The organism is Pantoea sp. alder81 (assembly GCF_020179835.1).
Lineage (GTDB): Bacteria > Pseudomonadota > Gammaproteobacteria > Enterobacterales > Enterobacteriaceae > Pantoea.
On record NZ_JAIUDA010000012.1, the window covers coordinates 96659 to 118244 of the forward strand.

Genomic DNA, 21586 nt, shown 5'->3' on the forward strand with positions numbered 1-21586 from the left:
AGGCTGCGGCCTGCCTGTTATTTATCCGCTTTTACATCCAGGCTGTTGAGGTGTAACGGTAATTCAGGCATAACAACCTCTTACCGGATAAATATCGGGATGGATGGATGCGATGAAATTTTTAGGCAAGTTTTTCCTTACCTTACTGCTGCTGATTCTGCTGGGGCTGGTAGTCCTCTATGTCTTGCTGCAGACACAGTGGGGCGCAGGTTGGTTTAGCCGTTGGGTAAGTGATAAGACCGCCTGGCATCTCTCTCTTAGCAAGATTGAACACAACTTCTCTTCTCCCTCGCACATCATGCTGGATGATTTCAGCTTCGGTCATGATGGTCAGCCAGCCGTTTTAGTGGCTAAACGCGTCGACCTCGGACTGGCACTGGTGCAATTCAGTGACTGGCTGCATTTTGATAGCATCGATGTGCGTGATGGCGAGATTAATCTCGCGAATCAGACGCCCGATACCACACTGCCCATTCAGGCCAATCGCCTGCAACTGAATAACGTGCGCATTGATAGCCCGCACAGCATGCTGCCGATGATCGCTGAGCGAGTTAACGGCGGAATTATCCCATGGAAACCGACCCCGACAGATATGCTGGGCAGCGATGCACAGTTCCAGATGAGTGCGGGCATGCTGACTCTGGATGGGGTTCCCGGCAATAATGTGCTGCTGCAGGGGAGTGTTAAGCAGCATCGTATGATATTCAGCAATATCGGGGCCGATCTCGCGCGCGGTTCGATGACCGGCAACGCCGAGCGCGACGCGCAAGGCAACTGGAAGATTGATCAGTTACGCCTTAACGATATTCGCCTGCAGACCCATCAAAATCTGAGTGATTTCCTCAATCCTCTGCGCGATGTGCCGTCAGTGAGCATCAACCGGCTGGATATGACCGATGCACGCCTGCAGGGACCTGATTGGGCCGTCACCGACCTCGATTTAACCCTGAAGAATATTACACTGCGTGGGGATGACTGGCAGAGCGATGATGGCTCGCTGTCGATGAATGCCGGCAACTTCATTAATGGTGGTTTTGAGCTTAACGATCCGATTGTGAATGCCAACTTCTCGGCGCAGGGCATTGAGTTAGCCCAGTTCAGTTCACGTTGGGCCAATGGCGTAATCCGTGCCAGCGGCAACTGGACGCGCAGCGATAAACGCCTGACGCTGAGTGATTTAGCCATTGCCGGGCTGGAATATACCTTACCGCAGAACTGGCGCGATCGCTGGCAGCAAGCGTTGCCCTCATGGCTGGATAGCGTGCTGGTGACGCACGCAACAGCCAACCGTAATCTGGTGATCGATATCAACCCGGCCTTCCCGTTCCAGATGACCGCGCTGGATGGTAACGCCGATAACCTGCTACTGGCGCGTCAGCATCAGTGGGGAATCTGGGGCGGTAAAGCGAGCTTTAACGCGGCGGAAGCGACCTTTAATCGCACCGATCTGCGCCATCCCTCCATTGCCTTTAATGCTAACGATCAGCAGATTCAGGTGACGGAAATGAGCGCCTTTAACGGCAACGGTTTGCTGGAAGGGACCGCGAGTGTTGGGCAGGATGCACAGCGCCCATTGACGCTGAATCTCAAAGGCCAGGCGGTGCCAGCCAATGTGTTGCAGAACTGGGGCTGGCCTGCGTTGCCTCTCAGCGGCAACAGTAATTTGTTGCTGCAAGCGAAAGGCTCACTGAGTGCTGCAGCACCATTGCGCCAGAGCGTTGAGGGTAATTTATCCGTGACCACCGATACGCAATCGGTGCAGCAGACGATGCATGCGGGGCAGGTTCAATAGGTATTCAGCAACGGTCGCGGTGAGGGTTATCGCGCGTAACGGTTAGCGGCGTCCTGCCGCTGGCCGAGCTGCAATACAATGCGCCGCCACCGTTTGAGGTCCAACAGCTGCACAATGTAATGCGCCAGAACTAATTAATGCGCGCGCCCGAACCACCTTCTTCTAATGGGCCGTCTGAGTCGGCTGGCAAGACGATATACACCCCTTCAAACACCGCACCCAATTCATCATCACCAAACAGTTCCACTTCCATCTGCACACGTGCTTTACGGCCGCGCGCCAGACGATCAAGGTCGCCACTCAGTGAACCGAGATCGGCTATCGCCCCAGGACGCCCACTGATTGGCTTACTGTAACGAATGTGCGCATCGGCAAGGATGATGGTGCCGCCCAGATGGCGCTCGCGCAGCAACAGCCAAATCAGCCCCCAGCCAGTGAGCGTGGCCAGTGAGAACAGGCTGCCAGCAAATAAGGTGTGATGTGGGTTCTGGTTGCCCGTTTCAGGCATGGTGGTGACGAACTTCTGCCCGGTATATTGCAGAATGCGCACGCCCATTTTCTCACTGAGCGGAATATGTTCGTACCAGGCTTGCTGCAACTGACCACACCAGTCAGCTCGGTGCAGAATGTCATCCAGCGTCACCACCGGTTTAATCATCAGGAAATGGCGCACCGGCGTGGTTTGTGGCGCAGTAATTTCACCCTGGTTGACGTAGCCCAGCTTGGCAAAGAACTCCACGGCGTCTTCACGGGCGCTACAGGTCACGCGTTTCGCCCCTTCCTGACGCGCAACGGATTCCAGCGTCATCGCCACCAGCGTCCCTAATCCTTTGCCCTGCACCGAAGGGTGCACGGCCAGGAAGCGGATGGCGGCTTCGTTTTCGGCATTGATATAGAGGCGGCCAATCGCAACAGGAGCGCCCTGCTCATCGACCACCATCTGATGATGCGCCAGTGCATCCCACGCATCACGCTCAGAACCCTGCGGCTGACGCAGCGGCTTACGTAACATTTCCCAGCGGAACTGATAATAAGTATCCAGCTCTTCCGCCGTTTGCGGCACACGAAGATGATACATAAAGTGATTCTCTCGTTCGGAGCTTGCGTGGCTGATCCCTGGCCGCTCGGCTGAAAACCTCACACCTGCAACCAGAAGGTCACTGGACCATCATTCACCAGTGAAACCTGCATGTTGGCAGCAAAACGACCGTTCGCCGTGGTCACACCCTGTGCCCGGCAACAATCGCTGAAATTGTGATAGAGACGCTCGGCTTCCGCCGGTTCGGCACCACCCGAGAAAGAGGGACGCATGCCTTTGTTGGTGTCGGCGGCAAGTGTGAATTGTGAAACCACCAGCACGCTACCACCGGCCTGCTGTACGTTCAGGTTCATTTTGTCGTTCTCATCACCAAAGATGCGATAACCCAGCACGCGCTCAGATAAGCGCTGTGCCTTTTGCTCGTCATCGCCCTTCTCCACCCCTAATAACACCAGCAAACCGGCGCCAATCTCGCCCACCGTTGTGTCATCAACCACAACGCTGGCGCGACTGACGCGCTGAATCAAAGCAATCATGTTTCCTCTCGTTCTTTTTCGCGTTCCTGCTGTTTTAGCTGGCGATAGTCATCCAGGGTGACGGTGATTTCCGCGCCTAACAACACAATACACCAGGTCCAGTAAACCCATAAAAACAGAATCGGGATGACTGCCAGTACGCCGTAAATTAATTGATACGAAGGGAACATCGTAACATAGAGCGCAAACCCTTTTTTGCCCAGCTCAAACAGTAGCCCGGCGACAATCGCGCCGATCAGCGCATCACGCGTTGGCACCCGGCGCGTCGGGACGATGCTGTAGAGCAACCAGAACGCGAGGATGGCGAGCACCAGAGGGAAGATACGTAACACCTGATCGATAAGGCTGGTGACGCCGGTGACATTGACCCAGCGTAGCGATAGTAAGTAAGAACTGATGGCCAGACTGGCACCCGCCAGAATCGGGCCCAGCGTCAGGATCATCCAATAGACGGCAAAGGAGTAAACCATTGGTCGTGGTTTATCGCTGCGCCAGATCGCGTTGAGCGCACTGTCCACCGAGTGCATCAGCAGCAGTGCGGTAACGATCAATCCGACAATACCAACCGCCGTCATTTTATTGACGTTGGCCACAAACTGATCGAGATAGCGTTGGATGACGTCACCGGCTGCCGGCATAAAGTTGCTGAAGATGAAGTGCTTAAGTTGGACGCTAATCTCCGAAAACATAGGGAAAGCGGCGAAAAGGGCAAACACCACGGCAATCAGCGGCACCAAAGCCAGCAATGAGACGTAGGCCAGATTCCCGGCCTGCGTCGTCATGTTGTCTTCATCAACGCGGCGCCACAGCAGTTTGACCCACAGGAAAAACGCGTGCGCCGAATGGCGCATATGGTTACGTGTTACCACTCAGCGACGGCTCGCAAACCAGTCCGGCACGGTTTTCGCGTCTTCCACTAACACGCTCTCAATACCCAACGCGCGCGCGGCATCGATATTGGCACGGTTATCGTCAAAGAACACCGCCTGATCGGCGGTATAGCCTTCGTGCTCAAGCACATATTGATAGATGCGTGCCTCTGGCTTGCGCATACCGATATCCTGCGACATATAGACGTGGTCTGCCGCTTGCTGTACGTCAGGATATTGTGTTGGCCAAAATTCAAAATGCAGCTGGTTGGTGTTAGAGAGGATAACCACCCGTTCACCTTTTGCGCGTAGGGCGTTCATGATGGCCAGCGTTTCCGGACGAACATCCACGAACACCGCCTGCCAGCCCGCAGTGAATTGCGGGTAGCTCAAAGCGATATCCAGTTGATCACAGATACGTGCCGCAAACTCAGGATCGCTGATTTCACCACGCTCGTGTTTCTCGAACGCTTCATCCATCTGGAAGCGACTTTGTAAGGTCGCCAGCGGCACGCGTCCCAGGTCACTCCAGACGCCGAGCACACGATTAAAATCGATATCAACAATCACATTGCCTAAATCAAAGATGTACAGCATGACGCCTCTCCTTCTATTCCCTGGATCATTCACTCTAGCGGCAAAACTCAGTGCTGAACAGGTACGATGAGGGGGTAATCAGGATTTTGGAAGCGGGAACAATATTCAGAAAGCGAGGGTTGCAGCGGGTTGCAGGCATAAAAAAGCCCCGCAGTGCGGGGCTTAAATATCAGACTGTTTCGCTTAGTCTTTGCTGCCGCGAGAAGAACGCTTACGGTCGTTCTCGGTCAGGTGACGTTTACGAATACGTACTGACTGCGGAGTCACTTCTACCAGTTCGTCATCATCGATGAACTCGATAGCCTGCTCCAGCGTCATTTTCTGCGGTGGAACCAGAGTGGTCGCTTCGTCAGTACCTGACGCACGCATGTTGGTCAGTTTCTTACCGGTCAGGCAGTTAACTGTCAGGTCGTTAGAACGGCTGTGAATACCGATGATCTGGCCTTCATACACTTCCGCACCGTGACCCAGGAACAGCTTACCGCGATCCTGCAGGCTGAACAGGGCGAACGCTACCGCTTTACCCTGGCCGTTAGAGATCAGCACGCCGTTCTGACGCTGACCCACTTCGCCCTGACGAACGTCGTCGTAATGGCTGAAGGTGGAGTACAGCAGACCAGTACCAGAAGTCATGGTCATGAATTCGTTACGGAAGCCGATCAGACCACGGCTTGGGATCATGTAGTCGAGACGTACACGGCCTTTGCCATCTGGATCCATGTTTTTCAGATCGCCTTTACGCTCACCCATCGCTTGCATCACAGAACCCTGGTGGGTTTCTTCGATGTCGAGGGTCACGTTTTCGAATGGCTCTTGTTTACGGCCTTCGAATTCGCGGAAGATAACTTTCGGACGGGATACCGCCAGTTCGAAACCTTCACGACGCATGTTTTCGATCAGAACTGACAGGTGAAGCTCACCACGACCAGACACACGGAATGCATCAGAATCTTCAGTTTCTTCAACGCGCAGTGCCACGTTGTGTACCAGCTCTTTATTCAGGCGCTCCAGGATCTGGCGCGACGTCACGAACTTACCTTCTTTACCGCAGAAAGGTGAGGTGTTGACGTTGAAGAACATGGTTACGGTTGGTTCATCGACGCTCAGGGCTGGCAGCGCTTCCACTTTCTGCGTGTCGCAGATGGTGTCAGAGATGTTCAGCTCGCCCAGACCGGTGATAGCAATGATGTCGCCTGCTTCCGCCAGGGTGCTTTCGATACGTTCCAGACCGAGGTGGCCCAGTACTTTACCGACTTTACCGTTACGGGTTTTGCCTTCGCTATCAATGATAGTGACCTGCTGGTTCGGCTTAACCGTACCGCGCTTGATGCGGCCGATACCGATAACACCCAGGTAGTTGTTATAGTCCAGCTGCGAGATTTGCATCTGCAGTGGTGCTTCAACTTCAACCTGTGGTGGAGAAACGTGGTCGACGATCGCCTGATACAGCGGGGTCATGTCGTCAGCCATGTCGGTATGTTCCAGACCAGCGATACCATTCAACGCTGAAGCGAAGATGATAGGGAAGTCCAGCTGCTCGTCAGTCGCGTCCAGGTTAACGAACAGGTCGAATACCTGATCAACAACCCAATCAGGGCGCGCGCCCGGACGGTCAACTTTGTTGATTACTACAATCGGCTTCAAACCATGAGCAAACGCTTTCTTGGTTACGAAGCGGGTTTGCGGCATAGGGCCATCCATCGCATCTACAACCAGCAGCACCGAATCCACCATGGACATAACACGTTCCACTTCACCACCGAAGTCGGCGTGTCCTGGGGTATCAACGATGTTGATACGGTAGTCGTTCCATTTGATGGCGGTGTTTTTTGCGAGGATGGTAATCCCACGCTCTTTCTCCAAATCGTTGGAGTCCATTACGCGCTCAGTCGCTTCGGTACGAGCATCAAAAGTACCGGACTGTTGCAGCAGCTTGTCAACCAGGGTGGTCTTACCATGGTCAACGTGCGCGATGATGGCGATGTTACGCAAATTTTCGATCACAGCTTTGCCTCAGGCATTATAGAAATAACGCGGTATTGTACACGGATTAAGCGAAAGACTGAACATGATCACAGTATTCCCTTAAAGTTTCTCTTAGTGCTGTTTTTTAGCACCAATAACGGTGCATTAATCTGCACTGCGGTGGTGTTTTGCACCTTTTTGGGGCGATATTTGATCTATGAAGCACCAAATTAGTGCGCGTCATCCATACTGGTGCAGTGACCGACTCACGAAAGAGCGCGTCACAGCGCCATTTTTAACATTGTAATAAAGTTGGCACAGAATTCGCTTTATATCTTTCAAGCGAAAACGACAGTTCTACAACGGTTGAAAAGAGCTTGCCGAGATCTTGGTTAGGGGTGGTCAGAAAGCGTGACACATTCCAGGCAACGAAGTTCTCTCACCATGACGATTATGACCATTTCCAGGAGAGTTTAAGTATGTCCGCTGAACACGTCCTCTCGATGATGAACGAGCACGAAGTTAAGTTTGTTGACCTGCGTTTTACCGATACCAAAGGTAAAGAACAGCACGTTACTATCCCTGCTCACCAGGTTAACGCTGACTTCTTCGAAGAAGGCAAAATGTTCGATGGCTCATCCATCGGTGGCTGGAAAGGCATTAACGAATCAGACATGGTACTGATGCCGGATGCTACCACTGCGGTTATGGATCCGTTCTTCGAAGATTCTACGCTGATCATTCGCTGTGACATCCTTGAGCCAGGCACTCTGCAGGGCTACGATCGTGACCCACGCTCCATCGCTAAACGTGCAGAAGAGTTCCTGCGTTCTTCAGGCATCGCGGATACCGTGCTGTTTGGACCAGAGCCAGAGTTCTTCCTGTTCGATGACATTCGTTTCGGTTCTTCTACTGCAGGTTCACACGTTGCTATCGACGATATCGAAGCAGCATGGAACACCGGTAAAGCTTACGAAGGCGGTAACAAAGGTCACCGTCCAGGTCTGAAAGGCGGTTACTTCCCAGTACCACCGGTTGATTCAGGACAAGACATCCGTTCTGCCATGTGTCTGACCATGGAGCAGATGGGTCTGGTGGTTGAAGCCCATCACCACGAAGTAGCAACAGCTGGTCAGAACGAAGTGGCAACCCGCTTCAACACCATGACCAAAAAAGCTGACGAAATTCAGATTTACAAATACGTGGTGCACAACGTTGCTCACGCGTACAACAAAACTGCGACCTTCATGCCTAAGCCAATGTTCGGCGATAACGGCTCTGGTATGCACTGCCACATGTCCCTGTCAAAAGGCGGCGTGAACCTGTTCTCTGGCGACAAATACGGCGGCCTGTCTGAAGCTGCGCTGTTCTACATTGGTGGTGTTATCAAGCACGCTAAAGCGATCAACGCCCTGGCGAACCCAACCACCAACTCTTACAAGCGTCTGGTCCCAGGCTACGAAGCACCGGTCATGCTGGCTTACTCAGCACGTAACCGTTCAGCTTCAATCCGTATCCCAGTGGTTGCGAGCCCGAAAGCACGTCGTATCGAAGCGCGCTTCCCGGATCCAGCGGCTAACCCATACCTGGCATTCACCGCGCTGCTGATGGCGGGTCTTGACGGCATCATCAACAAGATCCACCCTGGCGATGCGATGGACAAAAACCTGTATGACCTGCCACCGGAAGAAGAAGCTGAGATTCCAAAAGTTGCAGGTTCTCTGGAAGAAGCACTGAACGCACTGAACGAAGACCGCGAGTTCCTGACCCGTGGCGGCGTGTTCACTGATGACGCTATCGACGCGTACATCGAACTGCTTAAGCCAGACGTTGACCGTGTGCGTATGACTCCGCACCCAGTTGAGTTTGAACTGTACTACAGCGTTTAATTTAAAAAATTTCAGCGCATTTCACGCCGCTTATTTGGCGGCGTAAATAACCTGAACGTTTTTTGTTGCCGTGGAAACTTTAGCCCATCTCCGGATGGGCTTTTTTCACCGCGAATTCATCGTTCGAATGATAGTTATCAGTCCCAAAAGGCTATAATGCACTAACTTAGTGCAGAGGAACGCTGTATGGCAACTGGCACACTGCCCGACGCGGGGCAGATTCTTAACTCTCTCATCAACAGTATTTTGCTGGTCGATAACGATCTGGTTATCCATTACGCCAACCCGGCGGCTCAGCAATTACTGGCGCAAAGCTCACGCAAATTGTTCGGCACGCCATTACCGGAATTAACCGGCTATTTTTCGCTGAATATTGAGGTGATGAGCGAGAGTCTTGGAGCAGGCCAGGGCTTTACTGACAGCGAAGTGACGTTAGTGGTCGATGGCCGCGCGCACATTATGTCGCTGACGGCTCAACGTTTACCCGATGGCCTTATTCTGCTGGAAATGGCGCCGATGGATAATCAACGCCGTCTTAGCCAGGAACAGTTGCAACATGCTCAGCAAGTCGCCGCTCGTGATTTAGTGCGCGGACTGGCGCATGAAATTAAAAACCCGCTGGGAGGATTACGCGGCGCCGCGCAGTTATTAACGCGTGCCCTGCCCGATCCTTCGCTGCATGAATATACCCGGATTATTATCGAACAGGCGGACCGCCTGCGTAATCTGGTTGATCGTTTACTGGGACCACAACAGCCCGGTATGCACGTCACACAAAGCATTCATCAGGTGGCTGAGCGCGTGGTCAATCTGGTGTCGATGGAGTTACCGGACAATGTCTCGCTGGTGCGTGATTACGACCCGAGTCTGCCCGAGCTGCCACACGATCCCGATCAGATTGAGCAGGTGCTACTCAACGTAGTGCGTAATGCGTTGCAGGCGCTGGGTGACGAAGGTGGCACTATCGTGATCCGCACCCGTACCGCGTTCCAGCTGACGCTGCACGGCACCCGTTATCGCCTGGTGGCACGTATTGATATTGAAGATGATGGCCCTGGCATTCCTGCTCAGCTACAGGACACGCTGTTCTATCCGATGGTGAGTGGTCGAGAAGGAGGCACCGGTTTAGGTCTCTCCATCGCCCGCAGCCTGATCGATCAGCATTCAGGAAAAATAGAATTTAACAGTTGGCCAGGACACACCGAATTCTCGGTTTACCTGCCTATTCGCCAGTGAGGTTTCTATGCAACGAGGGATAGTCTGGATCGTCGATGACGATAGCTCCATCCGCTGGGTGCTTGAACGTGCGCTCACTGGAGCCGGTTTGAGCTGCGCCACATTTGACAGCGGCAATGAGGTGCTGGATGCACTCTCAAGTAAAACCCCAGATGTATTGTTATCGGATATTCGCATGCCGGGCATGGATGGACTGGCGCTGCTGAAACAGATTAAACAGCGTCACCCGATGCTGCCGGTCATCATTATGACCGCACATTCGGATCTTGATGCCGCCGTCAGCGCTTATCAACAAGGCGCGTTCGATTACCTGCCTAAGCCGTTTGATATTGATGAAGCCGTCGCGCTGGTTGAACGTGCGATCAGTCACTATCAGGAACAGCAGCAGCCGCGTAATCAGCCGGTGAGCGGCCCGACAACCGATATCATTGGCGAAGCGCCAGCGATGCAGGATGTGTTCCGTATTATCGGTCGTCTGTCGCGCTCTTCCATTAGCGTGCTGATTAATGGTGAATCCGGTACCGGTAAAGAGCTGGTGGCGCATGCGCTGCATCGTCATAGCCCACGCGCCAAATCACCGTTTATCGCGCTGAATATGGCGGCCATTCCGAAAGACCTGATCGAATCCGAACTATTTGGTCACGAGAAAGGGGCGTTTACCGGGGCCAACCAGATTCGTCAGGGCCGCTTTGAGCAGGCCGATGGCGGCACGCTGTTCCTCGATGAAATTGGTGATATGCCGCTCGATGTGCAAACCCGCTTGCTGCGCGTATTGGCCGATGGCCAGTTCTATCGCGTGGGCGGCTATGCACCGGTGAAAGTGGATGTGCGTATTATCGCGGCAACTCACCAGAACCTTGAGCTGCGCGTGCAGGAAGGTAAATTCCGCGAGGATCTGTTCCATCGCCTGAACGTGATTCGTGTGCACTTGCCACCGCTGCGTGAGCGTCGCGAAGATATTCCACGTCTGGCACGCTACTTCCTGCAGGTAGCGGCACGTGAGCTGGGCGTTGAAGCGAAGATTCTGCATCCGGAAACTGAAACGGCACTGACGCGTCTGCATTGGTCCGGTAACGTGCGCCAGCTGGAGAACACCTGCCGCTGGTTAACCGTGATGGCTGCAGGCCAGGAAGTGTTGATTCAGGATCTGCCGCCGGAGCTGTTTGAATCGAGCACGCCGGATAACCCGGTGCAGTCTCTGCCGGATAGCTGGGCCACCCTGCTGGCACAATGGGCGGACCGCGCACTGCGTTCCGGTCATCAAAACCTGCTCTCTGAAGCGCAGCCGGAGATGGAGCGCACGCTGCTCACCACTGCCCTGCGTCACACTCAGGGACACAAGCAGGAAGCGGCTCGTTTACTGGGTTGGGGTCGTAATACTCTGACGCGTAAACTGAAAGAGCTGGGAATGGAATAAGTGATAATCAGGGGAGCACGATGCTCCCCTGGATTTTTATATCACCCGCGAGAACTGCTGCTGGCGCGCCTTTTGACGCAGATAGCGATCAAAGCACATGCAGATATTCCGAATCAGCAAACGTCCAATTCCTGTGACATGCAGACTGCGCCCGCGAAGTTCCAGCAAACCATCCGCCATCAAAGGCGCCAGTAACGCTAAATCTTCCGCAAAATACGCTTCAAAAGTGATGGGCCATTGCGCTTCAATCGCCGCGAAATCTAATGAGAAATTGCAGATCAGCGTTTTGATGACATCACGGCGCAGACAGTCATCATCACTCAGTGTTAAACCTCGCCAGAGCGCGCTCCCACTCTGCTCCACACTGGCATAGTAGTCCTTCAATTCTTTTTGATTCTGCGCGTAACTGTCTCCCAGCATACTGATCGCCGAGACACCGAATCCCACCAGCTCGGTCTCGCCTTGCGTGGTGTAACCCTGAAAATTACGGTGCAGCTCACCTGCATGCTGCGCGATGGCCAGTTCGTCATCGGGTTTGGCAAAGTGATCCATACCGATGAACTGATAGCCTGCATCGGTTAAGGTGCCAATGGTTTGCTGCAGGATCTGCAGCTTCTGTTCCGCACCGGGTAGCTCTTCATCTTTGATTTTGCGTTGTGCAGCGAACAGCGTCGGCATATGCGCGTAATTGAATACGCTGAGACGATCGGGATTCAGCGCGATCACTCGTTGTAAAGTGAAAGCAAAACTTTCGGGCGTCTGCAGCGGCAAACCGTAAATCAGATCCAGGCTCACTGAGCGGAATCCTCGCGCACGCGCACGTTCGACCAGCCCAAAAATAGTCTCTTCATCCTGCACGCGATTGACGCGCTCCTGCACCGCTTTATTGAAGTCCTGCACACCCATACTCAGGCGATTAAATCCTTCAGCACGCAGATGATCGATCATCGCCAGCTCAATTTCGCGTGGATCAACTTCGATCGACATCTCAACATCATCCGCAATGTCAAAATGGCCACGCAGCAGCGCCACCAGCCGGCTGACCTGAGCCTGATTGAGGAAGGTTGGCGTACCACCGCCCCAGTGCAACTGCGTGACGCGGCGTCCGGCAAACAGCGGCGCGCGCTGACGGATCTCCTGTTCCAGCACATCCAGATAACGGTCAGCTTTGTGCAGCTGGCGCGTCACAATCTTATTGCAGCCGCAGAAGTAGCAGAGACGATGGCAGAACGGAATGTGGACATAAAGCGACAGAGAGCGTTCAGGGTAACGTTCAACCGCAGACTGGAAGCTTGCTTCGCCAAAGTTCTCATTGAACTCCAGCGCAGTGGGATAAGAGGTGTAGCGCGGACCCGCGTAATTGTATTTTTCAATCAGCCGCTGGTCCCATTCAATCTGCTGCGATGACATGCTCACTCCTTACGGTGACGTCGTCTGAGAGAGGGTCGCGTGGCAGAAGAGGAGAGATTGCGGTGAGCCGTACGCCGGCGTAAACGCGACTTCAGACGCGACAGGCGACGAAGTTTAAACAATAACCACAGGAGATAACATGTCAGCAGCAGCGCTAAAATTGATCCAGGCCAAAGCATCAGCGAATACCTGTTTAGCGCGGCATGCGCAAAAGCGCATGCCGATCAAAAATGACTCAGTTGCCTTTTAACAAGCGCATCATATCGACTTCGGCTTGTTCATCTTCAGCACCGTCATCCAGCGCGATACCGAGGGTTTCCATCAGCTCGTCAATGCGATCCAGTGTCTGATCCAGCCATGCCTGATCTTCAGCGCTGAGGGTCTCACCGCTTTCCAGACGATCCAGCAAGGTGTCCAGGCGTTCATCGTTTTCCAGCTTCGCTAACTCTTCTTCTGGCGTCAGACGCACCTTTTCCGCTTTCGGTTTGGCTTTTGCTACCGGCTTTTTCTCCGGTACTGTTTTGCCATCGGCCACCAGCGCTACGGGTTTTTTACTGCCGGTGCGTGGATCGGCATTTTTCTGACCCTGGCCTTTGCCAGCGCCTTTAGTTTCCGGGTTAGCACGGTTGCCCGCTTTGAGGCCACTGTGCTTTTTATCGCGTTTGCGATCGCGCGCTTCCTGATTCAGGTCTTCACGCGATTTGCGTTTGGCTTTAGCAGCAGGTTTGCCACGCTGGGCTGGTGCAGGTTGCTTCATGGTGTCCGGTCTCGGCGATTTTTCTTCAGTATAGAATTGCGGCGAAATCTAGCAGAAAGATGACAAAGAAAAAAGGCGATAGCCTATGCTATCGCCTTATTTCGCACCTTCTACTGAAGGAATAACGGTATAAATCCTTTACAGCTCACAACGTCCCGGTTGCTCCTTCGCCTCATCGCTCCTGCGAGTAATCCTTTTCCCTGTCCGACTCATACCTGAATCACATCCTGCCATGCTCCTGGTCATCCCCGACACTCCTGAGCGCATCATCCTGATGGGTGCTGCCTTGCACTGACACCAAATGTAGACCAATCAGTAAAATGAACAAGTGAGGCGTGAGGTTAATTTGAAGGCGTAATTCACATGGCGAACATAACCAATTGAAAATAGTTAATTTAATTAGTTATGAAGATTCTATTAAACGGTAATGACTGGCAGTAATCATCGTTGATCTCTTACAAAATGACGCGTTAAGACGCTATCGGATACTTTTGCGCCATAACAGGTATAATCAGCCCAATTGATCGAATCACTCTGCTGGAGTTTTACTTTGTCTGCTTTGAATTATCACATGACCCATTTCGTGCTCAGCGCCCCGGATATTCGCCATTTACCGGCGGATGTGGGCATTGAGGTTGCCTTTGCCGGGCGCTCTAACGCAGGCAAATCCAGCGCGCTGAATACTATCACCAACCAGAAAAGCCTGGCGCGTACCAGTAAAACGCCGGGTCGTACTCAGCTGATTAACCTTTTTCAGGTCGTCGAGGGGAAAACCCTGGTCGATTTACCGGGCTATGGCTACGCCGAAGTTCCGGAAGAGATGAAGCGCAAATGGCAGCGTGCGCTGTCTGAATATTTGCAGAAGCGTCAGGCATTAAAAGGTCTGGTGGTGCTGATGGATATTCGCCATCCACTAAAAGACCTCGATCAGAATATGATTGAGTGGGCAGTTCAGAGCGGTATTCCGGTGCTGGTGCTGTTAACCAAAGCGGATAAGCTGGCATCAGGTGCACGTAAAGCGCAGCTCAAACTGGTACGTGAAGCAGCACTGGGCTTTGTGGGCGATGTGCAGGTAGAGATGTTCTCATCACTCAAGAAGATCGGCGTTGATATCGTTCGTCAGAAACTCGATAGCTGGTTCAGTGAGCTGGAGCCGGCGCAGGAAGATGATGGCGAAGCGCCATCTGAATGATTTTTTGAAGCGGGTTTACAGCCCGTTTTTCAGATAAAGCCCAATAAAAAACGCCCCAGTCATAAATGACTGGGGCGGCTAAATATTCAGCCAAATCCGATTACGTGAAGTAAAAGGTCTGAAAGATAGAACATCTTACCTCTGTACCCTACGCGATGAACTTTACCTGATTTTCCCCGACCTACAAAGGGTTTTTTGTTGTTAAGTTTCAGGATTCGACATCTTTTTTACCGGGTTCGTCACACTTTGGCTTAAGGCATGTAGTTTAATTACTAAAAAAATGCTTAGCAGTGAGGCAGTTACAAAACGCGCATTTAATCAGCGCCTTTGCTGTTTTGCTGAACCGATTAAGTAAACTTTTTTCTTATGACGTTGCCAGCGGTTTAGATAAACCGCCGACAGCGTTTCCTTAGTGCGCCTGATCCCAGTTATCGCCCATTCCCACTTCAACTTGCAGCGGCACATCAAGCTTCATGCTGCTCTCCATCAGCTGGCGGATCGTCGCACTCGCACTCTCTACTTCGTCTTTGTGGATCTCAAACACCAGTTCATCGTGTACCTGCATGATCATCTTCACGGCATCATTCTGCTGTTGCAGTAGCCAGCCATCCACGGCGATCATCGCACGTTTGATAATGTCCGCTGCTGTACCTTGCATCGGGGCGTTAATCGCCGCGCGCTCTGCCGCCTTACGACGAATAGCGTTGCTGGAACTAATGTCCGGTAGCCACAGGCGGCGACCATCCAAAGTCTCCACATAGCCCTTCTCTGCCGCCTGAGTGCGCGTCTCTTCCATATAACGCAGTACGCCTGGATAGCGCTCAAAGTAGAGATCCATATACTTTTTCGCTTCGCCTGCGCCAATATTGAGCTGGCGCGACAGACCGAATGCGCTCATGCCGTAAATCAGGCCAAAGTTAATGGCCTTGGCACTGCGACGTTGCTCACCGGATACCTTGCTCAGCGCGACACCAAAGACTTCTGATGCAGTGGCGCGGTGAATGTCTTCACCCTGCGCAAACGCATCCAGCAGGCCTTTATCCTGCGACAGATGCGCCATGATGCGCAGCTCAATTTGTGAGTAGTCCGCCGCGACGATACGATTATCTTTACCTGCGATAAAGGCCTGGCGAATACGACGGCCTTCTTCATTACGCACTGGGATGTTTTGCAGGTTGGGATCGGTAGATGAGAGACGTCCGGTGGCCGTGACCGCCTGATGATAGGAAGTATGCACGCGGCCAGTAATCGGATTGATCATTAAAGGCAGTTTGTCGGTATAAGTCGACTTCAGCTTAGACAGACCACGATGTTCCAGAATCACTTTGGGCAGCGGATAATCCAGCGCCAGTTCAGCCAGCACTTCTTCGCTGGTTGAGGGTGCGCCGCCCGGTGTTTTCTTGGTCGGCTTGATACCCTGCTTTTCAAACAGAATGGTTTGCAGTTGTTTGGTGGACGATAGATTAAACGGCTCGCCGGCTAAATCATGCGCTTTCAGTTCCAGTTCCGCCAGACGTGTAGTCAGCTCCTGCGAGTGTTTGCCCAGGATGTTTTGATCGATTAAGACGCCGTTACGCTCAATGCGTGAAATCACGGTCACCAGCGGCATCTCGATATCAGTAAAGACCTTCTTCGGACCCGCTTCCTGCTCCAGCCTTGGCCACATCTGCAAATGCAACTGCAGTGTGACGTCTGCGTCTTCCGCAGCGTAATGAGCGGCCTGCTCAATAGCAATCTGGTTGAAGGTCAGCTGATTTTTGCCCTTACCGGCAATCTCTTCAAAAGTGACGGTTTTGTGGTTCAGCCAGCGCGCCGCCAGGCTGTCCATATCATGTTTACCGCCAACGCTGCTCAGGCAGTAAGACTCCAGCATGGTGTCGAATTTGATGCCCTGCAGTTCAATATCGTAGTTTTTCAGTACGCCGCGATCGTATTTGAGGTTCTGACCGACTTTTGCGGCTTTGGCGTCTTCCAGTAACGGTTTTAGCTGCTTGAGCACGTCGTTGCGATCGAGTTGGTCTGGTGCATCAAGATAGTCATGAGCCACCGGAAGATAAGCCGCTTCACCGGGCGCAATCGCAAAGGAGAGACCGACAATGTTGGCACTCCAGCTATCCAGAGAATCGGTTTCCAGATCGAAGGCAAAGAGTTCTGCCTTTTTCAGTTTTTGTAGCCACTCGTCGAAGGTCGCCTGATCCAAAATGGTCACGTAGCCTTCAGATGACAGCACGCTAGCTGTTTCTGCCGCCGCAATTGCAGGTTCAGTAGCCAGTGATTTCTGCGCCTGCACATTGCTCTTTTTGCCTTGCAGCCAGGTGCCGTCCTGCAGATCGGTGATCCAGCGTTTGAACTCATAGCGGCCGAAAAGGTTTTGCAGCGTTTCAACGTCCGGCTCGTTGACGGTCAGTTGCTCACAACCCAGTTCAAGTTCGACGTCCGTTTTAATGGTCGCCAGCTGATAGGACAGGAATGCGACCTCGCGGTTCTGCTCCAGCTTGGCTGCCATGGTCTTCGCACCACGGAACGAGAGATCCGCTACTTTATCCAGGTTATCGTAAATCGACTGCATGCCGCCCAGGCCTTGTAGCAGCGCCTGTGCAGTCTTCTCCCCCACGCCAGGCACACCAGGAATGTTATCCGAGCTGTCACCCATCATGGCGAGGAAGTCGATGATCAGTGAAGGTGGCACACCATATTTCTGCTCGACCTCTTCCGGGCCCAACACGGTATTGGTCATGGTGTTAATCAGCGTAATACCCGGCGTGACCAGCTGCGCCATATCTTTATCGCCGGTGCTGATCAGCACCGCACGGCCCTGCTTCTCTGCTTCGAGTGCCAGGGTGCCAATCACATCGTCAGCCTCGACGCCGGTCACCGCCAGCAGCGGTAATCCCATCGCTTTGACCATCTCGTGCAACGGTTCAATCTGTGCACGCAGATCGTCGGGCATTGGCGGGCGGTGCGATTTGTAGTGCTCGAATAATTCATCGCGGAAAGTTTTGCCTTTCGCATCGAAGACTACGGCCACATGACTCGGCTGATACTGCATCAGCAAACTTTTCAGCATGTTGAGCACACCGTACATGGCGCCCGTGGGCTCGCCTGCACTGTTAGTCAGCGGCGGAAAGGCATGATATGCCCGGTAGAGATAAGAGGATCCGTCTACCAGAATCAGGGGGTTTTCTGCAATTTGCGCCATAGGTTCGTATTTTCTTCGTTGCGATAATGAGGGCTATAAGGATGCCACAACCAGAGAGGAATGTTGAATCAGAGCGGGGATGTCAGGATCTTTTTCGTCGTTACGCGGTGTGGATCGCAAGGATCATTCTGTGGATAACTTTGTGCGTAAAATTCATAACGTATTGTTATTTACGCCGATTACAATCATTTCACTTATAAAAGTTATTATTTTTCAATTTGTTATTAACTTACCGTGATGAAAGGCGCCTTTTTGAAAAGGTGATCGTCCATGTGGATATTAAGCGGAGGGTTAACAGGGATATCATTATTACGTCATGGGGAAGGAAATAAAAACGCCGACATCGCCGGCGTTTATTCGAGCTTAATTACTTCTTCTCAACCAGGAATTTCACTACGTTGGCATAATCGGCAACGAAATTGTCCATTGAGCTGGTGTCCAGACCGCCGTTATTCACCATGTATTTGCCGTTAACGAAGATGGCTGGCACGCCCTGCAGATTAAGATCGGCTGCCGCTTTCTGCTGCTGTGCAACCAACGCTTTTACCGCAAAGCTATTCCAGGCCGCATCATAATCTTCTGATGAGATGCCCGCAGCCTGGATGAAAGTGGCTTTCAGGCTCGCCGCATCGGTAACGGTTTGGGTTTTCTGAATACCGTCAAAGATTGGTGCAGTGACCTTGCTTTCCACGCCCAGCGCCATCGCAACAGCCCAGGCTTGTGTAACGACAGGACCGAAGTCACCACCCAGGAAATCAACGTGGTATTTGGTCACTTTGGTGTCTGCTGGCAGATTCTTTTTCACGGCATCGCTAACGTGATAGATGCGTTCGAACTGGTAGCAGTGTGGGCAGAAGAAGGAGAAGAACTCCAATACCTGTGGCTCACCAGCAACCGGCTTTGGCAGCGTGACGAATTGTTTTCCGTCATTAAACTGTGCCGCTGAGGCGCCAAATGCCAGCATTAAACCTACCAGCGCAAACATAATCTTTTTCATCGTGAAAAAATCTCCTGAGTACTTCATTAAAATTGCGGGCTAAGCTGCAACGGGGGTTGATGTAACAGCCTCTCCTGCTCGATAAATAGTGCAATCTGTCGGCGCCAAAAATCCTCGTCGGTCATCCAGGGGAAGGCGCGAGGAAACGCAGGATCCTGCCAGCGGCGTACCACCCAGGCCAAATAATAAACCATGCGCATAGCGCGTAAAGGCTCAATCAGTGACAATTCATGTAAATCGAAGTCACTGAATTCATTATAAGCTTCCAGCAGAATATCCCACTGGATCAGCTGCTCCTGACGATCGCCGTTCACCAGCATCCACAGATCCTGCACGGCAGGTCCGTTGCGCGCATCGTCAAGATCAACAAACATTGGTCCATCGCGCCACAGGATATTACCCGGATGGCAGTCGCCATGCAGCCTAAGCGGTTGCCACTTATCATGCCAGCACTGCTGCAACGTGCTGCTAAGTTTATCAACAGCGTTCAGCAGTGCATCTTTCAAGGCAGCCGGTACCAGCGTGCTCTGCTCCAGCTCCTGACGTGGTTGGAAGACGTATTCCTCCAGACCGAAGGTTGGCCGCTGTTGAAACAAGCTCTGGCGACCCGTTTGATGGATACGGCCGAGAAAACGACCCACCCATTCCATCTGTTCTTCATTATCGGTTTCATACTGTCGCCCACCCAGACTCGGGAAAACGGCAAACATAAAACCGGCATGGTGATTCAGTGTGCTGCCCTGCAATGCCAGTGGTGCAGCAACAGGCACTTCATCGACCAGCAGGTCATGCGTGAACTGATGCTCTTCCAGAATTTGTTGTGCACTCCAGCGCTGTGGGCGATAGAACTTAGCCACATAGCGACGCTTATCATCATCGCTGAACTGATAGACACGGTTTTCGTAGCTATTGAGGGCGGTTAGGCCGGATTCGACACGCAGACCCGTATCCCAGAGTGCATCAAGGATGACATCGGGGTTCAGCGTCTGGAAATTAAAAGCGGCTTCGCTCATCATTTTGCCTGTGTATTACCGTTGCAAGGAATGCGCAAGGATAACACTACTCATCATCCTTAATCACACCGCGTGCACGTAATAGCGCGGTTTTGAAGTCCACTTCGTAATCCTTTTTCAGTCCGGGAATCTCCGCATCGCGGCCCGCGTCACGCATTTTGAGATGGTAAATCAATATGTCATCGGTTAATTCACTTAATGGGCCACTGAAGCCAGATTCCTGTGCCAGTTTTTGTAAAAATGCCAGCAGGTTAAGATCAGACTCCTTTTGCCAGGCCGGTTGCAGGAGTTCAAACAATTCATTAAGTCGGTGATATTTCATCATTGATTCCTTTATGCAGTGGTACGCTGCCGTTATGCAATTATCGTCCAGTATGATGAGGGAGACGAAAATGACCGCATTTACCGGCGTGATCCTCGCAGGTGGTCAAGGCAGTCGCATGGGTGGCCAGGATAAAGGGTTGCTGGAGCTTCATGGCAAACCGCTTTATCAACATGTTCTGCAGCGATTGGTGCCGCAGGTCAATATTGTGTTGATAAGCGCTAATCGCAACATTGATCGTTATCAGGCTAGCGGTTGTCAGGTAGTAAGCGATTCGATGCCTGATTATCCAGGCCCGTTGGCGGGTATGTTAAGTGGCCTACAGAATAGCAAAACCGAGTGGGTCGCCTTTTGTGCCTGTGATACGCCCTGGTTACCGGAAGACTTCGTTGCACGATTATGGCAGCAGCGCGACGATGCGCCTGCGGTTTGGGTACGATCAACGCAACGCGATCATCCTGCATTGGCACTGGTCAATCGATCAATGGCCGAGGATTTGGAAGCCTGGCTGCTTCGTGGTGAGCGACGTTTAATGCAGTTTTTACGTGAACATGGCGGACACGCGGTGACATTCGCTGATCCTGAGTCTGCTTTTCGCAATATTAATACGCCGGACGATTTGGTTGATGAGGAAATGCAGTGATGAGCGTGCCTTTACTGGCGATCGCTGCGTGGAGTGGCACCGGAAAAACCACCCTATTGCAGCAGGTGATTCCTTTATTGAAGGCGCGTGGCATTCGTACAGGATTAATCAAACATACCCATCATAAAATGGACATCGATACGCCGGGAAAAGACAGCTATCTGCTGCGAAAAGCGGGTGCCGATCAGGTGATTGTTGCCAGTAATCAGCGCTGGGCATTGATGTGTGAAACCCCTGATCAGCCGTTGAATCTGGCGGAACTGGCCGCGCAGATGGACAGTTCAGCGCTGGATCTGGTGCTGGTTGAGGGCTTTAAGGATGAGCCAGTACCCAAAATTGTGCTGTGGCGGCGTGATATCAAAGGTGAAGTGGAAGATTTAATGGATGAATATGTGATTGCGCTGGCCAGCGATGAGAAATCATCAATTAACATCCCTCTTCTCGATATTAATCAGCCGGTTAACGTGGCTGACTTTATCGAAAACTGGCTGAATACGAGTCGGTAATGGGGGAGATTTTTGCCAGGCTGGCTGAATTTCAGGCGTCATAACCCCTGACTTCAGACGTAAAAAAGCCCTGAACTTTCGTTCAGGGCTTCTTCACTTAATTAATGCCTGGCAGTTCCCTACTCTCGCATGGGGAGACCCCACACTACCATCGGCGCTACGGCGTTTCACTTCTGAGTTCGGCATGGGGTCAGGTGGGACCACCGC

The 21586-nt window shown here is 52.5% G+C and carries 18 protein-coding genes and 1 rRNA gene; 7 read left to right on the forward strand and 12 right to left on the reverse strand.

Going from position 1 to position 21586, the window contains the following annotated elements; all coding sequences use genetic code 11:
• Positions 1–112 precede the first annotated feature (112 nt).
• Positions 113–1792 (forward strand): AsmA family protein, encoded by a 1680-nt coding sequence (locus LBW88_RS24135; RefSeq protein WP_224935091.1) that lies wholly within the window; start codon positions 113–115, stop codon positions 1790–1792.
• 130 nt (positions 1793–1922) lie between these two features.
• On the opposite strand, the gene fabY is transcribed toward LBW88_RS24135, so the two are convergent.
• From fabY to typA, 5 genes are all read right to left on the reverse strand, one after another.
• Entirely contained in the window at positions 1923–2870 is a 948-nt protein-coding gene (gene fabY, locus LBW88_RS24140) for a fatty acid biosynthesis protein FabY (RefSeq protein ID WP_224935094.1), read from the reverse strand.
• Between the two features lie 59 nt (positions 2871–2929).
• Entirely contained in the window at positions 2930–3367 is a 438-nt protein-coding gene (gene dtd / locus LBW88_RS24145; RefSeq protein WP_224935097.1) for a D-aminoacyl-tRNA deacylase, read from the reverse strand.
• A complete protein-coding gene (locus LBW88_RS24150) occupies positions 3364–4218 on the reverse strand; it encodes a virulence factor BrkB family protein (protein WP_224935100.1) in 855 nt (284 codons plus the stop codon). Before LBW88_RS24150 ends, dtd begins: the two co-directional genes overlap by 4 nt.
• A gap of 18 nt (positions 4219–4236) precedes the next feature.
• Positions 4237–4833, reverse strand: a complete 597-nt coding sequence (gene yihX / locus LBW88_RS24155; RefSeq protein ID WP_100702050.1) for a glucose-1-phosphatase — start codon at positions 4831–4833, stop codon at positions 4237–4239.
• Positions 4834–5016: 183 nt separating this feature from the next.
• Positions 5017–6837 carry a ribosome-dependent GTPase TypA gene (gene typA / locus LBW88_RS24160; protein WP_224935103.1) on the reverse strand — a complete coding sequence of 607 codons (1821 nt, stop codon included), beginning with the start codon at positions 6835–6837 and terminating at the stop codon, positions 5017–5019.
• Between the two features lie 440 nt (positions 6838–7277).
• Between typA and glnA the strand changes: the two genes are divergently transcribed.
• From glnA to glnG, 3 genes are all read left to right on the forward strand, one after another.
• Positions 7278–8687 carry a glutamate--ammonia ligase gene (gene glnA / locus LBW88_RS24165; RefSeq protein WP_224935106.1) on the forward strand — a complete coding sequence of 470 codons (1410 nt, stop codon included), beginning with the start codon at positions 7278–7280 and terminating at the stop codon, positions 8685–8687.
• 186 nt (positions 8688–8873) lie between these two features.
• Complete coding sequence (glnL, locus tag LBW88_RS24170) at positions 8874–9923, forward strand: nitrogen regulation protein NR(II) (protein WP_034823903.1); 1050 nt, start codon at positions 8874–8876, stop codon at positions 9921–9923.
• Between the two features lie 7 nt (positions 9924–9930).
• Positions 9931–11340 carry a nitrogen regulation protein NR(I) gene (glnG, locus tag LBW88_RS24175; RefSeq protein ID WP_034823905.1) on the forward strand — a complete coding sequence of 470 codons (1410 nt, stop codon included), beginning with the start codon at positions 9931–9933 and terminating at the stop codon, positions 11338–11340.
• A gap of 36 nt (positions 11341–11376) precedes the next feature.
• Here the strand turns inward: glnG and hemN are convergent, their stop codons facing one another.
• Positions 11377–12750 carry an oxygen-independent coproporphyrinogen III oxidase gene (gene hemN / locus LBW88_RS24180; protein WP_224935111.1) on the reverse strand — a complete coding sequence of 458 codons (1374 nt, stop codon included), beginning with the start codon at positions 12748–12750 and terminating at the stop codon, positions 11377–11379.
• 235 nt (positions 12751–12985) lie between these two features.
• Positions 12986–13507: a Der GTPase-activating protein YihI gene (gene yihI, locus LBW88_RS24185; RefSeq protein WP_224935114.1), complete on the reverse strand. Its 522-nt coding sequence runs from the start codon at positions 13505–13507 to the stop codon at positions 12986–12988.
• A 550-nt stretch (positions 13508–14057) separates the two neighbouring features.
• Here yihI and yihA point away from each other — a divergent pair.
• On the forward strand, positions 14058–14699 hold the full coding sequence (gene yihA / locus LBW88_RS24190; RefSeq protein ID WP_224935117.1) for a ribosome biogenesis GTP-binding protein YihA/YsxC: 642 nt from the start codon (positions 14058–14060) through the stop codon (positions 14697–14699).
• 409 nt (positions 14700–15108) lie between these two features.
• On the opposite strand, the gene polA is transcribed toward yihA, so the two are convergent.
• From polA to LBW88_RS24210, 4 genes are all read right to left on the reverse strand, one after another.
• Positions 15109–17898: a DNA polymerase I gene (gene polA, locus LBW88_RS24195; RefSeq protein WP_224935120.1), complete on the reverse strand. Its 2790-nt coding sequence runs from the start codon at positions 17896–17898 to the stop codon at positions 15109–15111.
• 367 nt (positions 17899–18265) lie between these two features.
• Positions 18266–18895 carry a thiol:disulfide interchange protein DsbA gene (dsbA, locus tag LBW88_RS24200; protein ID WP_224935123.1) on the reverse strand — a complete coding sequence of 210 codons (630 nt, stop codon included), beginning with the start codon at positions 18893–18895 and terminating at the stop codon, positions 18266–18268.
• A gap of 26 nt (positions 18896–18921) precedes the next feature.
• Positions 18922–19908 carry a serine/threonine protein kinase gene (locus LBW88_RS24205; RefSeq protein ID WP_224935126.1) on the reverse strand — a complete coding sequence of 329 codons (987 nt, stop codon included), beginning with the start codon at positions 19906–19908 and terminating at the stop codon, positions 18922–18924.
• A gap of 46 nt (positions 19909–19954) precedes the next feature.
• The gene (locus LBW88_RS24210) at positions 19955–20230 is read right to left on the reverse strand and encodes a YihD family protein (protein ID WP_034823919.1); all 276 of its coding nucleotides are present in this window, start codon (positions 20228–20230) and stop codon (positions 19955–19957) included.
• Positions 20231–20300: 70 nt separating this feature from the next.
• Here LBW88_RS24210 and mobA point away from each other — a divergent pair, with 70 nt between their 5' ends.
• On the forward strand, positions 20301–20873 hold the full coding sequence (gene mobA, locus LBW88_RS24215; RefSeq protein ID WP_224935128.1) for a molybdenum cofactor guanylyltransferase MobA: 573 nt from the start codon (positions 20301–20303) through the stop codon (positions 20871–20873).
• Positions 20873–21379 carry a molybdopterin-guanine dinucleotide biosynthesis protein MobB gene (mobB, locus tag LBW88_RS24220; protein WP_224935129.1) on the forward strand — a complete coding sequence of 169 codons (507 nt, stop codon included), beginning with the start codon at positions 20873–20875 and terminating at the stop codon, positions 21377–21379. Before mobA ends, mobB begins: the two co-directional genes overlap by 1 nt.
• Before the next feature lie 106 nt (positions 21380–21485).
• On the opposite strand, the gene rrf is transcribed toward mobB, so the two are convergent.
• Positions 21486–21586, reverse strand: a 5S ribosomal RNA gene (rrf, locus tag LBW88_RS24225); the annotation flags it as partial.

Coding starts and splice junctions, on each gene's coding strand:
- mobB (WP_224935129.1), top strand. CDS start 20,873: ATGAGCGTGCCTTTACTGGCGATCGCTGCGTGGAGTGGCACCGGAAAA.
- glnA (WP_224935106.1), top strand. CDS start 7,278: ATGTCCGCTGAACACGTCCTCTCGATGATGAACGAGCACGAAGTTAAG.
- yihX (WP_100702050.1), bottom strand. CDS start 4,833: ATGCTGTACATCTTTGATTTAGGCAATGTGATTGTTGATATCGATTTT.
- glnG (WP_034823905.1), top strand. CDS start 9,931: ATGCAACGAGGGATAGTCTGGATCGTCGATGACGATAGCTCCATCCGC.
- yihI (WP_224935114.1), bottom strand. CDS start 13,507: ATGAAGCAACCTGCACCAGCCCAGCGTGGCAAACCTGCTGCTAAAGCC.
- glnL (WP_034823903.1), top strand. CDS start 8,874: ATGGCAACTGGCACACTGCCCGACGCGGGGCAGATTCTTAACTCTCTC.
- fabY (WP_224935094.1), bottom strand. CDS start 2,870: ATGTATCATCTTCGTGTGCCGCAAACGGCGGAAGAGCTGGATACTTAT.
- LBW88_RS24210 (WP_034823919.1), bottom strand. CDS start 20,230: ATGAAATATCACCGACTTAATGAATTGTTTGAACTCCTGCAACCGGCC.
- LBW88_RS24135 (WP_224935091.1), top strand. CDS start 113: ATGAAATTTTTAGGCAAGTTTTTCCTTACCTTACTGCTGCTGATTCTG.
- LBW88_RS24205 (WP_224935126.1), bottom strand. CDS start 19,908: ATGAGCGAAGCCGCTTTTAATTTCCAGACGCTGAACCCCGATGTCATC.
- mobA (WP_224935128.1), top strand. CDS start 20,301: ATGACCGCATTTACCGGCGTGATCCTCGCAGGTGGTCAAGGCAGTCGC.
- polA (WP_224935120.1), bottom strand. CDS start 17,898: ATGGCGCAAATTGCAGAAAACCCCCTGATTCTGGTAGACGGATCCTCT.
- dtd (WP_224935097.1), bottom strand. CDS start 3,367: ATGATTGCTTTGATTCAGCGCGTCAGTCGCGCCAGCGTTGTGGTTGAT.
- LBW88_RS24150 (WP_224935100.1), bottom strand. CDS start 4,218: ATGCGCCATTCGGCGCACGCGTTTTTCCTGTGGGTCAAACTGCTGTGG.
- dsbA (WP_224935123.1), bottom strand. CDS start 18,895: ATGAAAAAGATTATGTTTGCGCTGGTAGGTTTAATGCTGGCATTTGGC.
- hemN (WP_224935111.1), bottom strand. CDS start 12,750: ATGTCATCGCAGCAGATTGAATGGGACCAGCGGCTGATTGAAAAATAC.